The sequence below is a fragment of the Sorangium sp. So ce836 genome (genome assembly GCF_028553905.1).
GTDB classification, from domain to species: Bacteria; Myxococcota_A; Polyangia; order Polyangiales; family Polyangiaceae; genus Sorangium; species Sorangium cellulosum_D.
In genome coordinates this window covers 13,696,165-13,708,404 of record NZ_CP102233.1, presented here as the reverse complement: position 1 = coordinate 13,708,404, position 12,240 = coordinate 13,696,165, and the positions used below count along the sequence as shown (strand labels likewise).

The window sequence follows — 12,240 nt, the reverse complement described above, 5'->3', positions numbered from 1 at the left end:
CCCCGGTCGCAGCGCTCATCGAGCGGTCCCCGGAGGTCACTCCTGCGCTTTCGCTCCGATCAAGACGCGCAGATCATCTCCGTAGCGCGGATCGTCGCCCCCGCAGGAGAGCAAGCCTCCCTGCATGTGGTCCACGCTTGCGCCCACGACCGCACGATACGTCCCGCTCGCGTCGATATCCCCCTCGTGACCGTCGAGGATCGACGCGCCCGGGATGTCGTCGACCCAGAAGCCCATCCGTGCTCTGCGGCGGTTCAAGCATTGGTCCTCGACCTCCACGGGGCATCCTTCCTCCGGGCCGAGCACCATCCCGATCGGCGAGAAATAGCCGTCGCCGGCCTCTGGCGTCTCGTGGCCAGCCCGGAGGCCCCCCGCGAGCAGCGCGCCCGTGACCTCGGAGCCGGCGCGCACCACGAACCATTGGTTCTCGCCGAACTCCGCGTCGGTCCGCGCCGCCCGCAGGAACACGGGACCGTTCGAGGGAATGGCGCCGGCAATGCGGGAATCGGCGATGGTGAGCGTCAGGCTGTGCTCGGCGCCGTCGCCCTCCGTACAGCGAAGGTCGCGCGACGTCGGGGTGGCCGCCTCCACCTGGCAGGGCGCGGCGACGTTGTACAGAAAGTAACCGTTCGTGTCGCCCCGCCAGCCCTCGATCGTGAGCTCGAAATCCGCCGAGAGCCCGGCCTGTCGGGGCTCGCAAGCGGACGTCGGCTCCGGGCTCGTCGGGTCGTCGCCGTCGTCCGGGATGACGGGTTGCGGCGTCTCGACGGAACCACACGCGAACGCCATGCAGAGGGGGACGACCGACATGAATGCGAGAGCAGAAATGGAAGTGCGCCTCATGCGGCGGCATGCACGCAACCCGTGTGCCATTGCGGACACGACAAGATCACGGCCTCTGGCGCCGGTCATCCCCCCGGCGTGGCCCACGCTGTGATGGGGTGAGACGGAATGTGCCATGTCCCTCGCGGGCGGACGACGGCATGGCTTGCCTCGGCCGAGCCGAGGATGGCCCGCGAGCTACGCCGGAGCGCGGCGGGCAGGGCACAAAGGCAAATCGGTCGCTCCTCGTGCCCGTAAAAATCATGTAGGAGCCAGCTGCTTCTCCCCGGCGCCGCCCCTGCGGGATGGCACGCGCTCGTGAAGCGCTCTCTCTGCTGGCCCGGCCGAGAGGACCCCATCATGCCATCGATGATCCATGAGGCGCTGCTGCACCTCTTCCGCAACCGGCCGACGCTGGCGGTCGAGGTGCTGCGTGACACCCTGGGCGCGCCGGTGCCGCGGTTCACCGAGGCGCGCGTCGAGCCGGCCGACCTGACCGAGATCGTCCCTGTGGAGCACCGCGCCGATCTCGTCGTGCTCCTGCTCGACGGCCGCCCCGTGCTCGCGATCGTCGTCGAAGCGCAGCTCGGTCGGGACCCTGACAAGGAATACGCCTGGCCCTCCTATCTCGTGGCGGTCCGCGCGCGTTACCGGTGCCGGGTCTGCCTGCTCGTCGCGACCACCGACGAGGCGATCGCCGCCTGGAGCGCCCAGCCGATCGACCTGGGTCCGCCCGACTGGAGGCTCAGGCCTTACGTGCTCGGCCCCAGCGCCGTCCCGGTCGTGACCGAGCCGGCCGACGCCCGAGCCAGGCCCGAGGTCGCGGTGCTGTCGGTCATGGCGCACGGGCAGAGCGCGGCCGGCCTGGCGATCGCGATGGCTGCCCTGGCGGCCGCTGCCGGGCTGGATCAGGAGCAGCAAGCCCTCTACCTCGATGTGGTGCTATCCTCTCTGAACGAAGCAGCGAGGCGGAGCCTGGAGGCGCAAATGAAGAGCGGTTACGAGTTCCAGAGCGATTTCGCGCGCAGTTACGTGGCCAAGGGTCGGTTGGAGGGTCAGCTGGAGGGGCGGCGAGAAGAGGCCGCGAGCGCCGTGCTGACGGTGCTCGAAGCGCGCGGCCTGGAGATCCCCCCGGAGGTCCGCGAGCGCGTCCTCGCGAGCACCGACATGACCGAGCTCGACCGCTGGCTCCGCCGCGCCGTTCTCATCACCGACGCGAAAGCGCTCTTCGATTCCACCGGCTCCTGACGTCAAGAACGCCCCTTGCCGCCCCTCACGGGCCGCGCTCCGCGCTTGCGCAAGCCCGGCGCCCCCGATCGCCGCCGGGGGTTCCACATCGAGAGCGTCTCCCGTAAATAGACCCCGCTTGCGGACGCTGCGGCCCAGTCACGTCATCGCCGGGTCCATCGCCGCCGGGCTCTCGCTCCTCGCGGCGCCGTCGGCCGCCGGCGAGGTGCTGCCCGGCGGGGCGCGGCTGTCCTACGCGCGCGATCCCGGCGCCGCGGCGTGCCCCGACGAGGAGGGCTTCCGCAACGCCCTGGCCACGCGGCTCGGCGGCGTCGACCCGTTCTCGCCGGACGGCGGGTGGCGGGTGGAGGTGGCCCTCGCGCGCCGAGCGCACGCGTTCGAGGCGGCGATCGCGCTGTACGACGGCGGCGGTCAGCTGCGCGGAGAGCAGGAGCGCTCGGCCGCGGACTGCCGCGCGCTCGTCGACGACGTCACCCTCACGCTGAGCGTCGCCATGCGCCCGCTCCTTTCGCCGAGCGCGCCCGACGCGACGGCTTCGGCCGAGGCGCCCCCGCCCGGGCCGCCGCCGGCCGCTCCCGGGCCGCCGCCGGCCGCTCCCGGGCCGCCGCCGGCCGCTCCCGAGCCGCCGCCGCCTGCGTCGTCGCGAGCGCAGGCCGCTCCGCCGCCGCCTCCGGCGCCTCCGGCTCCCCATCGCGCTCTGTCACCGGCACAGCCGGCGCCGCCCTCCGCTCCCGCGCCGGCTCCGCCGAAGCTCCAGCTCGGCGCCGGCCCCGTGCTGGCCGCCGGCTTCGCCCCGGGCCTGTCCGTGGGCTTCTCCGGCTTCGTCGGGCTCCGCTGGCCCGACGCGTCGCTCCTGCTCGAGGCGCGCGGCGATCTCCCGGTCACCACCGCGCCACGGCCGGACCTGACCGTCGACACCTCGTGGCTCGGAGGATCCCTCGTTTCCTGCCTGCACGGGACATGGTTCTTCGGTTGCGGCGTCATCACGGCCGGTCAGCGCCGAAGCTACCTGCGCGCCAAGGAGACCTTCCTGGAAACGCGGGTCCACCTCGGGCTGGGGCTCCGGGCAGGCGCAGAGGTGCCCTTGGCGCCTCGCCTTGCCGCGCAGCTCGCCGCAGATCTGCTGGTCAACGCCCGGCGGCCGCGGCTCTGGTTCGACGACGGCGAAGCGGCCTTCGCCGGTGCGGCTTCGGGCGCTGTCACGTTGCGCTTCGTCGCCTCGTTCTGAGCAGCGTCCCCGTTCACCGGGCGGACGCTGGTCGCAGGAGCGCCACCTCACGCGAAGCCCCGCGGTCGAGAGGCGCTCGACGGCAGCGGCGCTCCTCCCCTCCGCCGCTCGCGCCGCGCATCGCCGCGCCTCGTCAGGGCGGCGCTATCCGAGCTCGGGGTTCCACAGCCGCGGTGGTTCCGGCGGCTGCGGCTGCCGGTCCAGGCAGCAGAACGTGACCGCCCCGCGCGGCGCGACGTCTCCGATCGGTTCCCCGCCGCCCGGCGTGCAGCTCCCTGGTTCGAGGTCGACGACGGCCGCCGACTTGCTCCCGAGCGCCGTGCCGGGAGCGATCGCGCCGCAGAAGGAAGCCTCGGACGACATCAGGACGCTGACGACGCCGTCGGAGCACGCCGCGTCGCTGAACGCAGAGACCCACACGCTGCACGCCCCTCCGCTCGGCTCGCCGCACGTGCACGCCGTGCAGCCGCGCGAGTCCTCTGCGCCCTCGTAGACGACGCGCCGTGAAGGATACGTCGGCGGGCACTCGTGCTCCCCTTCGTGGTGCAGGATGCAGGTGAGGAAGCCCCCCGGCGGCGCCGCGTCGCCCTCCGGCGGCGCCGGGGAGCACCTCGTCCCTGGACCGCCGCACGGCGCGGGCGGGGTGACGCCGGCGCACGCCCTGGCCAGCGTCGCCCAGCGGAAGCCCCCCTGCGGCTCCCCGGGCTCCTCGCCAGGCTCCTCGACCACCGACGGCGCGCACGCGCCCGCGCGCACGCGCGGCGCCGGGATGTCGAGCGACTGCGCGCACGGCCCGCCGGCGCACGCCTGCCCGGCCGGGATCGCGTTCGCCGTCGTGCAGGTGCCGTCCCACGCCTCGGGGGCTGCGAACGGCGTCCGCTGCGCTCCGGGACCGGCCGGGCACGTCGAGGAGTCGACGGCGCTCCACGGCGCCGGCACCTCGCACGAGGCGTCCGGCGGATCGCAGGCGCAGGCCGCGCACCGGTACGGCTCCACCACGAGATCCGCGTGGAGCTCGAACCCCGGGACCGGCGCCGTCGCCGGGCAGTCCGGCGCCCTGTCCGGCGGGCCCATCCAGAGCAGCAGCGGCTCGAACCACCCCGGCGGCTCCCTGGGCACGCACTGCCCCACGCAGAGGGACGACATGCCGCCGCCGATGCCGTCCCCCCCGCCCTCCTCCTCGCCTCCACCGGTACCGGCGCCGCCTGCACCGGTCCCCGCATCGTCGCAGTCGTCCCCGCCGTCACAGAGGTCCGTGATGGGACCGGCATCACGGCAGGGCTTGTTGTCGATCGTCGGCGGGCTAGCGTCGTCGCAGCTGTACCAGTAGGCGTCGTCGGTACAGCCGCCGCCGCCGATCCCGGCCATGAGCAGCGCGGGGATCGCGCCGCCCACCACCACCGTCAGCCATCGCCAATTCCGCGCATTCATCGAAGGATCTCCGGGTCCTGGCACAGCGCACCGCCGACGGCGAGGGCACGAACCGCGCGCCGCTGGGCTGCTGGCCGCTGGGCTGCTGGGCCGCTGCGCCGCTGTGCCGCTGTGCCGAGCGCGAGAAGACCACACCCGCAGCGCCCCAGGAAGGCCCCCTGGCGGCCTCGACCACCTTTTTACGTATCGGCCCCATGAGCCCGGGACCGGCGCTCCCCACAACGATGCATTACGAACACGCGCACCAGATTTTCACAAATTCATCCCTGCGTCGCGACACGCAGCGGCTCCGCTCACAACGAGCCCGCGGGCGAGCTCCTGCCCCCCTCCTGCGTGCCCTCGGGTGCCCCTCCTCTGTCCTCTGCCCCGCTGCGGTGGCGCCTCCGGTCAGGCCTACACGCCCCACACCGCACGCGCCTCCGGTCAGGCCTACACGCCCCACACCGCACAACCACAACCGGGCCGCCCCCGGCATCCGTAAATCATCCGCCAACGAGCCCGCTCCTCCGCACCGCGGCTCGCGGCTACTGCGGGAGGCAGCAGAACGTCATCGCCTCGCGCGGGGCGACGCCTCCCGTCGGCTCCCCGCCGCCCGGCGCGCAGGTCCCCGGCTCGACGTCGACGACGCTGGCCGACTTGCTCCCGAGCGCCACCCCGCGCGGGACCGCGCCGCAGAAGGTCGCCTCGGACGACACCCGCGCGCTGACCACGAGCTGCGAGCACCGGCTGTCGCTGTAGGCCGAGGCGAGGATGCTGCACGCCCCGCCGGTCGGCTCGCCGCACGAGCACTCCGTGCAGGCGCGCGTGTCCTCCGCGCCCTGGTAGAAGACGTGGCGCTCGGAGTAGGGCGAGAACGACGGGCATTCGTCGACCACGTTGTGATGGATGATGCACGTCGAGAAGCCGACCGGCGGCGCAGCATTGCCCGCCTGCGGCGCCGGGGCGCACACCGCCCCGGGATCCGCGCACCGCCCGATCGCCACGCCGACGCACGCCCTGGCGTACGTCCCCCAGCGGACGGCGGGCGGCGCCGGCGGCGGCTCGGCGCGCCGCGGAGCGCAGGCCCCCGGCACCACGCGCGGCGCCTGGATCTCGAGCGACTGCGCGCACGGCCCACCGCCGCACGCCGCCCCGGCCGGGATCGCGCGCGCCGCGGTGCACGCGCCGTCCCAGCCTTCGGGCGCCGCGAAGGACGTCCGCTCCGCGCCGGCGGTGGCGCCGCACGCCCGCGTGTCGTAGGCGGCCCACGCCTCGGGCAGCTCGCACGCGGCGTCCGCCGGATCGCACGCGCACGCCGCGCACCGGTGCGGCTCGACCACGAGATCCCCGTGGCCCTCGTAGCCGAAGACCGGCGCCTGGGGCGGGCACTCCGGCGGCGCGTCGCCCGGCGACCCGAACCAGAGCAGCAGCGGCTCGAACCACCCGAGCGGCCTGCCGGGCACGCACTGTCCGGAGCAGGTGCTCGCGCCGGCGCCGCCCTCCTCACCCTCCGGATCCTCCGGCGTGCCAGGCTGCTCCTGCGGGTCGGGCTCGCCGGGCGCGCCCGCGTCCTCGCAGCCCTCCGCGCCGGGGCCGGCCTCCTCGCAGCGCTCCGCCCGGTACCTGTCGATGACGGCGCTGCACAGCTCTTGCTCGGGCGTGTTCGGGTCGTCGCAGATGACGATGAGGCGCTGGGTGCAGCCGCCGGCCCCCACGCCGGCGGCAATCAGCGCCGCCGCCAGGCTCCCCATCAGCACGTTCGCTCGCACAGCACGCCGTTCCATCGAAGCACCTCGCCACATCGAGCCCTCACCGGCCACGGAGCCCGCACACCGGCCCAGCGCGACCGCCGCTCGGGCGGCGAGAAGACCACGCCCCGAACGCGCCGGGAAGAGGCGGTGCGCCCGCGGCTCGCGCCCGGTCGACACCACGCATCCACGATGGGGTCGACACCACGCATCCACGATGGGGTCGACACCACGCATCCGCGACGGCGTGCGATCCCACCTGAACGAGGCAGCGAGGCGGGCGCCGAGCGCGCTTCCGACCGCCGCGCCACTTTTCTTCCCCCCGGCGTACGATTTCGCCACGAAGCGCGCCCCGCCGCCGGAATTTGTACCGATGAGCGACCCGCGCTCCCGCTCCACGCCCCCGCCCGCCCCGCCTCCCGCCGTCGCCCCAGCGCCCCCCGGGGCCGTTCCTGCGCCGCCCCCTGCTGCTCCGGAGGCCGAGCCCGTGCGGCCGTCGTTCGAGGAGGTCTATCGCTCCTCGCACGCTACCGTGCTCCGGCTGCTCTGGCGGCTGGGGGTCGAGTCGCGCGACCTCGAGGACGTCGCCCACGAGGTCTTCCTGGTCGTCCACCGGCGCCTTCCAGATTACCAGCCCGGCGGCTCCCTGAATGCGTGGCTCTCGGCGATCGCCTCGCGGATCGCGCTGCGACATCGGCAGCTCGCCAGGAACGTTCGAGAGCTGCTCTCCGAGCACGACCAGGCCGTGGACGTCGCGGATCCCGGGCTCGACGTGGAGCAGCTCCACGCGCAGGCGGAGACGGGGCAGCTGGTCCGGCAGCTCATTCAGCACATCGAGAAACGCCGGCGTCCCATCTTCATCCTGCACGATCTCGATGGCGTGTCGATGCGCGATATCGCGCAGGCGTTCCACATCTCCCAGAACACTGCGTGGGACCGGCTGCGGCGCGCCCGCGACGAGTTCGAGGCTGCCGCGAGGCGGCTCGACGCCCGCGACCGCCACGCGCTCGGGCTGCGCGGCTCGCGCATGACCATGGTGCCAGGCGTCCTCTCGCCCGCGCCGCTGTTGCTCGATGGGGGCGCCCGCGGGCTCGATGCGCCAGCCGAGGCGCTCGCGGCTCCGCTCTGGGCCCGGCTTCAGGCGTCCCTCGCCGCCGGCGGCGGCGCTCGCGGTGCGCCGTGCGATCCGCTGCGCGCGCCGCCCCCGCGCTCCCCGGGCGGCGCGGCGCTCATGGCCATGATCGCGCGGCCGCGGCTCGCCACGGCGGCCGTGACGACCTCGCGCGCGAAGCTCGCCGCCGCGGGAACCGCGCTGTTCCTGAGCGGCGCGGCCGCCAGCGCCGGAGCGATCCATGCGCTCGGTCCGGATCCGCCCCTGGCCGCGATCGAGATCCGGCGCGACGAGATCGCCGGCAGGCTGCCCGCGGCTGCCGGCGCGACCCCGCCCGGAGGCCCGCCTGCCGCGCCAGCCGCAGCCGCGCCAGCCGCAGCCGCGCCAGCCGCAGCCGTACCGGCGACCGCCGGTACGGCGCCGGCGACCGCCGTCCCGGCATCAGGACGTGCTGCGCGCAGCGCCGCGCGGAGGGCCGCGCCCGGCGCCGCGCAGGGAGCCGCCCCCCAGGGCGGCGGCGCGGACATCGGCCTGCTCGGCCGCGCCGATGCCGCGCTCGGGGCCGGGCGAGCGATGGAAGCGCTCGAGCTCCTGGATCGGCACGCGCGGAGATACCCGCGCGGCTCGAGCACCGAGCAGCGCGAGGCCCTGGCCGTCCGCGTCCTGGTCGTGGCTGGACGGCGCGACGAGGCCGCCGCGCGGGCCGAGCGCTTCCGTGCCGCATTCCCGGACAGCTTGTTCCTGCCCTCGATCGACGCCGCGCTACGGCCGCCGTGAACCTCCCGAGTCGACCCGGCCCCCTCGGCTCCGCGCGCCAGGAAGACCGTTCGGGGGTCGGTCGATTTCGCCACGGATCGCAGGCAGCGCCCGGATTTCTCATCCGTGAATGCATCGTCACGAACGAACGGGGCGGACACGGCGCCCCTCGCCTGCAGGCCTCTCCCGGCGGCGGCAAAGCCGGCCGCGGAGGTGCAGATGCCGGGGCGCCTGTTCCGGGAGGAGAGCGTTCGCGCCGTGCTCGGCTGGCTGAGGCGGCTCGGGGTCCCGCGCGACGATCAGCCGGATCTCGCGCAGGAGGTCCTCCTCTCGGCCTTCACGAGCCTCTCGCGGTACGACCCGGCGCGCGCCGCGCCGGCGCGCTGGATGAACCGCATCGCCGTCCACGTCGCCGCCCATTATCACGAGCGCCAGCGCCACCGGCGCGAGGTGCTCCTCGAAGAAGCGCCGGACCTCGCGGTCGCGGACGAGCGCCCCGGCGCCGAGGAGCTGATCGGGAGCGAACAGCAGCGCCGGCTGGTGCGCTCGTGGATCGACGCGCTCGCGCCCGAGCATCGAGCGCTGCTCCTCGATCGCCACGTGGAGGAGATCCCCATGGCGGAGATCGCGAGGCGGCGCGGGCTCCCTCGCTCGACGGCCTACAAGCATCACGCCCGCGCGCTCGCAGCGTTCGTCGAGCTCGCGCAGCTCGCGCGCGAGGGCGAGCCGGGATAGCCAATCCCCGATCGCCGGGCGATGCGGCGAGGTGCGCCTCGCTCTCCCGACCCCCACCTCGCGCCGCCGATGGCGCGCATCGGTCCTCCGATGGCGCACGTCGGTTTTTTGCTGTCCCCCATCGCCCTCTCGATCCCTCACGTCGGTTTTCTGCTGCCCCACCTCGGTTTTTCGATGATCCACATCGGTTTTTCGATGATCCACGTCGATTCGTCGATGTGCTCCCTTGACAGACGCTCCGGCGATGCGCTCCTCGGGACATCGATACGGCGGCGTTCCGCCACGTTGGTTGTTTTTCACCGCTCCACATCCATCGCATCAGGAGGTTTATCCCCGTGCCCACTCCGACCCGCATCGACACGGCAGAGCTCGAGCTCGCCACCGCCAAGGCTCGCAAGAAGATCGACGAAGCCTTCGCGCTCCTCGCACCGTATCTCGTCGTGCTGAACGAGGCTGAACGCGCCGCCATCCCGCGGGCGCGAGAGGGCTTCGAGCAGGCGACGCGGTCGCTCTGCCGCGCGATGGCCGAGCATACGGCGGTGGCCACCGCGGCCGGCTTCTCCTCCGAGGCGGTCCTCGAGGACCTGAACAACCTCGACGTGATCAGGCCGCTCTTCGAGCGCGTCGAGGAGCTCTGGCAACGGCTCGCCGACAGCCGCCTCGCCTGGTCGGCCGAGGCGTGGAGCCCCTCGCTCGTCGCCTACGGCGTCTCCAAGGCCGCATCGGAGGTGAACCCCGCGCTCCGCACCGTGACCGCCCCGCTCGCGAAGATCTTCGCGACGCGCCGCGCGCGCGGCGGGGAAGAGCCGCAGCCGGCGCAGTCGCCCGAGCCGCCGCCCGGCGCGTGACCGCCGCCGCCCTCGCGGGTGGCGCTCCGCTCCAGCGCTGACTCGACCCTGCAGCGCAAACGAATCCCCTCCCGCGGCGCGCCGTCCGCTCGAGCTCCGCGCCGGATTGGCCGCCATGCCAGCTTTCGGCGGGCTTCCGTCGGCCCTACAAATCGGCCCGGGGAGGCTCGACCATGACCAAGAAGGCATCGCGCGAACCGCGCATCGATCTGAACACGGCAACGGAAGAAGACCTCATGGCCATCGAGGGCGTCGACGGCGAGCGGGCTCGGCTCATCATCGAGCACCGGAGCGAGCGCGGCCCCTTCCGGAGCTGGGAGGATCTGCACCAGGTGCCCGGCATCGACGGCGTGATGCTCGGCAAGCTCCAGCGCAGCGGCTCGCTGGGCGGCGCGGGCGAGGCCTCGGAGGGGGGCGCCGGCGCCGGAGGAGCGGCCGAGGCGGCTCCGGGCTCGGCGACGAGGCGGCGCTCCTCGAGCGGCGGCGAGCTCGGCGACGCGACGGCCCTGGAGCAGATCCTGGGGCTCATCCTGCTCGACAGGGCGGCTGCCGAGGCGTACCGCGTGGCGATCGGCGTGTGCAAGGCGCCGGAGATCAAGAAGCAGCTCGAGGGGTTCCGGGCGGATCACGAGCGGCACGAGCGCGAGCTCCTGGACGCGCTCGGCGCCTCGCCGCCGGACGAGGCCGATGAGCGCGGCCAGTGCATTCGCCGCTACACCGAGCTGTCGGCGCGCGAGGATCGGACGGCGCTCGTCGCCATGCGCGGCAACGAGGAGCTCACGAACGACGCCTATGCCTCGGCGCTGGCGAGCGATCTGCCGGAGTCGGTCCGACGGATGGTGGAGGCGAACTGGCAGGACGAGCGGCGCCACATCCGCTGGATCAGCGAGGAGATCCGGACGCGCGGCTGGGAGCTCCCGGAGGTGCCGTCGACGCTGGCCGAGGCCGCCTGAGCGGAGTAAGCTCGCGGGAGCTCGGCTGAGCTTGCGCGGGAATGGCCTCTCGAACCAAGGGAACGCGCGGCGGTGCTCCTCCTCCGGGTGACGTCGATGACGAGGAGGAGGTCGACGCCCTTTACAAGAAGCCGCTCGCCGACTTCACGCGCGCCCGGGACGAGCTCGCGAAGCGGCTGCGGCAAGCCGGGGACAAGGGCGCGTCCGATCGCGTGAAGGCGCTGCGGCGGCCGACCGCGGCGGCCTGGACCTTGAACCAGCTCGCGCGCCGCTATCCGCAGCGGATGGAGGCCCTGCTCGACGCGGGCGAGCGGCTGCGCGAGGCCCAGCGGGGGGCGCTCGGGCCGGGCGGCGCGCAGGGGCTGAAGGACGCGAGCCAGGAGCACCGCGCGATCGTGAACGAGCTCCTGCGGGCGGCGCCGGCGCTCTTCGCGGAGGGGGGCTATCGGGAGAAGGGCAATCCGATGGACCGCTTGCGGGATTCGCTGCTGGCGACCCCCACCGCGAGCCCGTCGGATCTGGAGCTGCTCGCGCGGGGGCGGCTGTCGGGAGAGCTCGAGCCGGGGGATCTCTCGGACATGCTCGGGCTGCTGCGAGGGCGGCCCTCCGAGAGGCCCGCCGAAGCCGGGACGGGCCGCGGGAGCAAGGGGGCGAAGGCAGAGGCGCCGTCGCGACGCCGGGGGCGCGCGGCCAAGGAGCCGCCGGAGCGGCAGAAGAGGGCGGGAGAGGAGCGCGAGGGGCGGCGCGGCGCGAAAGAGCGTGAGAGCGCCGCAGAAGAGCGCGAGCGCGAGGGGCAGCGCGCCGCGAAGGAGCGCGAGCGCGAGAAGCAGCGCGCCACGAGAGAGCGCGAGCAGAAGACGAAGCTCGCCGCCGAGCGGCGGGAGCGGCGGGAGCGGCTCGCGGCAGAGCAGCGCCAGCAGAAGGCGCAGCTCACGGCGGCAGAGAGAGAGCGGGATCAGGCGAGCCGCGAGGCATCGCGGGCTGCCAAGGAGGCAGATCGCCTCACGAGAGAGGCAGCCAGGATGAGCCGCGCCGCAGAGGAGTCCGAGGAGGCCGCACGGACCGCGAGGAAGCGCGCCGACGAGGCGGAGCGAAGGGCGGCGGAGGCGCAGCAGAAGGCGGCCGATGGCGCGAGCCGCCTCGAAGCGGCCGAGGACAGGCTCGATCGGCTCGGGCGATGACGCCCTTATGGCTCTGATGAAGAGGATTTGAACCGCAGAGGCACAGAGGAGAGAGAAATAACCAATTCTCTCTTTCTCTTCCCTCTGTGCCCTCTGCGCCCTCTGTGGTTCAATTCTCTCACGAAACCAAGGGAGAGCCTGGGCAACGCGGCGCTCGACCGCCCTGCACGAGGACCCGCCCGGACGCCGAGAGAACCGAG

10 protein-coding genes are annotated in these 12,240 nt (G+C 73.7%); 7 read left to right on the top strand and 3 right to left on the bottom strand.

Annotated features, from left to right (window positions below; translation table 11 throughout):
- Positions 1-36: 36 nt before the first annotated feature.
- Complete coding sequence (locus tag NQZ70_RS50030) at positions 37-810, bottom strand: hypothetical protein (protein ID WP_129580535.1); 774 nt, start codon at positions 808-810, stop codon at positions 37-39.
- A 381-nt stretch (positions 811-1,191) separates the two neighbouring features.
- Between NQZ70_RS50030 and NQZ70_RS50025 the strand changes: the two genes are divergently transcribed.
- Both NQZ70_RS50025 and NQZ70_RS50020 read left to right on the top strand, forming a co-directional pair.
- Positions 1,192-2,070: a hypothetical protein gene (locus NQZ70_RS50025; protein WP_129580534.1), complete on the top strand. Its 879-nt coding sequence runs from the start codon at positions 1,192-1,194 to the stop codon at positions 2,068-2,070.
- Positions 2,071-2,188: 118 nt separating this feature from the next.
- Positions 2,189-3,298 (top strand): hypothetical protein, encoded by a 1,110-nt coding sequence (locus tag NQZ70_RS50020; RefSeq protein WP_129580533.1) that lies wholly within the window; start codon positions 2,189-2,191, stop codon positions 3,296-3,298.
- Positions 3,299-3,442: 144 nt separating this feature from the next.
- Here NQZ70_RS50020 and NQZ70_RS50015 read toward each other — a convergent pair whose 3' ends face one another.
- On the bottom strand, positions 3,443-4,729 hold the full coding sequence (locus NQZ70_RS50015) for a hypothetical protein (protein ID WP_129580532.1): 1,287 nt from the start codon (positions 4,727-4,729) through the stop codon (positions 3,443-3,445).
- A 524-nt stretch (positions 4,730-5,253) separates the two neighbouring features.
- Entirely contained in the window at positions 5,254-6,492 is a 1,239-nt protein-coding gene (locus NQZ70_RS50010; RefSeq protein ID WP_129580531.1) for a hypothetical protein, read from the bottom strand.
- A 451-nt stretch (positions 6,493-6,943) separates the two neighbouring features.
- On the opposite strand from NQZ70_RS50010, the gene NQZ70_RS50005 reads away from it, so the two are divergent.
- From NQZ70_RS50005 to NQZ70_RS49985, 5 genes are all read left to right on the top strand, one after another.
- On the top strand, positions 6,944-8,344 hold the full coding sequence (locus NQZ70_RS50005) for an RNA polymerase sigma factor (protein ID WP_237244776.1): 1,401 nt from the start codon (positions 6,944-6,946) through the stop codon (positions 8,342-8,344).
- Positions 8,345-8,542: 198 nt separating this feature from the next.
- On the top strand, positions 8,543-9,058 hold the full coding sequence (locus tag NQZ70_RS50000; RefSeq protein ID WP_129580529.1) for an RNA polymerase sigma factor: 516 nt from the start codon (positions 8,543-8,545) through the stop codon (positions 9,056-9,058).
- A gap of 335 nt (positions 9,059-9,393) precedes the next feature.
- Positions 9,394-9,906, top strand: a complete 513-nt coding sequence (locus NQZ70_RS49995) for a hypothetical protein (RefSeq protein WP_129580528.1) — start codon at positions 9,394-9,396, stop codon at positions 9,904-9,906.
- A 173-nt stretch (positions 9,907-10,079) separates the two neighbouring features.
- A complete protein-coding gene (locus NQZ70_RS49990) occupies positions 10,080-10,859 on the top strand; it encodes a helix-hairpin-helix domain-containing protein (protein ID WP_129580527.1) in 780 nt (259 codons plus the stop codon).
- A gap of 41 nt (positions 10,860-10,900) precedes the next feature.
- On the top strand, positions 10,901-12,040 hold the full coding sequence (locus NQZ70_RS49985) for a hypothetical protein (RefSeq protein WP_129580526.1): 1,140 nt from the start codon (positions 10,901-10,903) through the stop codon (positions 12,038-12,040).
- Positions 12,041-12,240 lie beyond the last annotated feature (200 nt).

Coding starts and splice junctions, on each gene's coding strand:
- NQZ70_RS50000 (WP_129580529.1), top strand. CDS start 8,543: ATGCCGGGGCGCCTGTTCCGGGAGGAGAGCGTTCGCGCCGTGCTCGGC.
- NQZ70_RS49985 (WP_129580526.1), top strand. CDS start 10,901: ATGGCCTCTCGAACCAAGGGAACGCGCGGCGGTGCTCCTCCTCCGGGT.
- NQZ70_RS50010 (WP_129580531.1), bottom strand. CDS start 6,492: ATGGAACGGCGTGCTGTGCGAGCGAACGTGCTGATGGGGAGCCTGGCG.
- NQZ70_RS50015 (WP_129580532.1), bottom strand. CDS start 4,729: ATGAATGCGCGGAATTGGCGATGGCTGACGGTGGTGGTGGGCGGCGCG.
- NQZ70_RS49990 (WP_129580527.1), top strand. CDS start 10,080: ATGACCAAGAAGGCATCGCGCGAACCGCGCATCGATCTGAACACGGCA.
- NQZ70_RS50030 (WP_129580535.1), bottom strand. CDS start 810: ATGTCGGTCGTCCCCCTCTGCATGGCGTTCGCGTGTGGTTCCGTCGAG.
- NQZ70_RS50025 (WP_129580534.1), top strand. CDS start 1,192: ATGATCCATGAGGCGCTGCTGCACCTCTTCCGCAACCGGCCGACGCTG.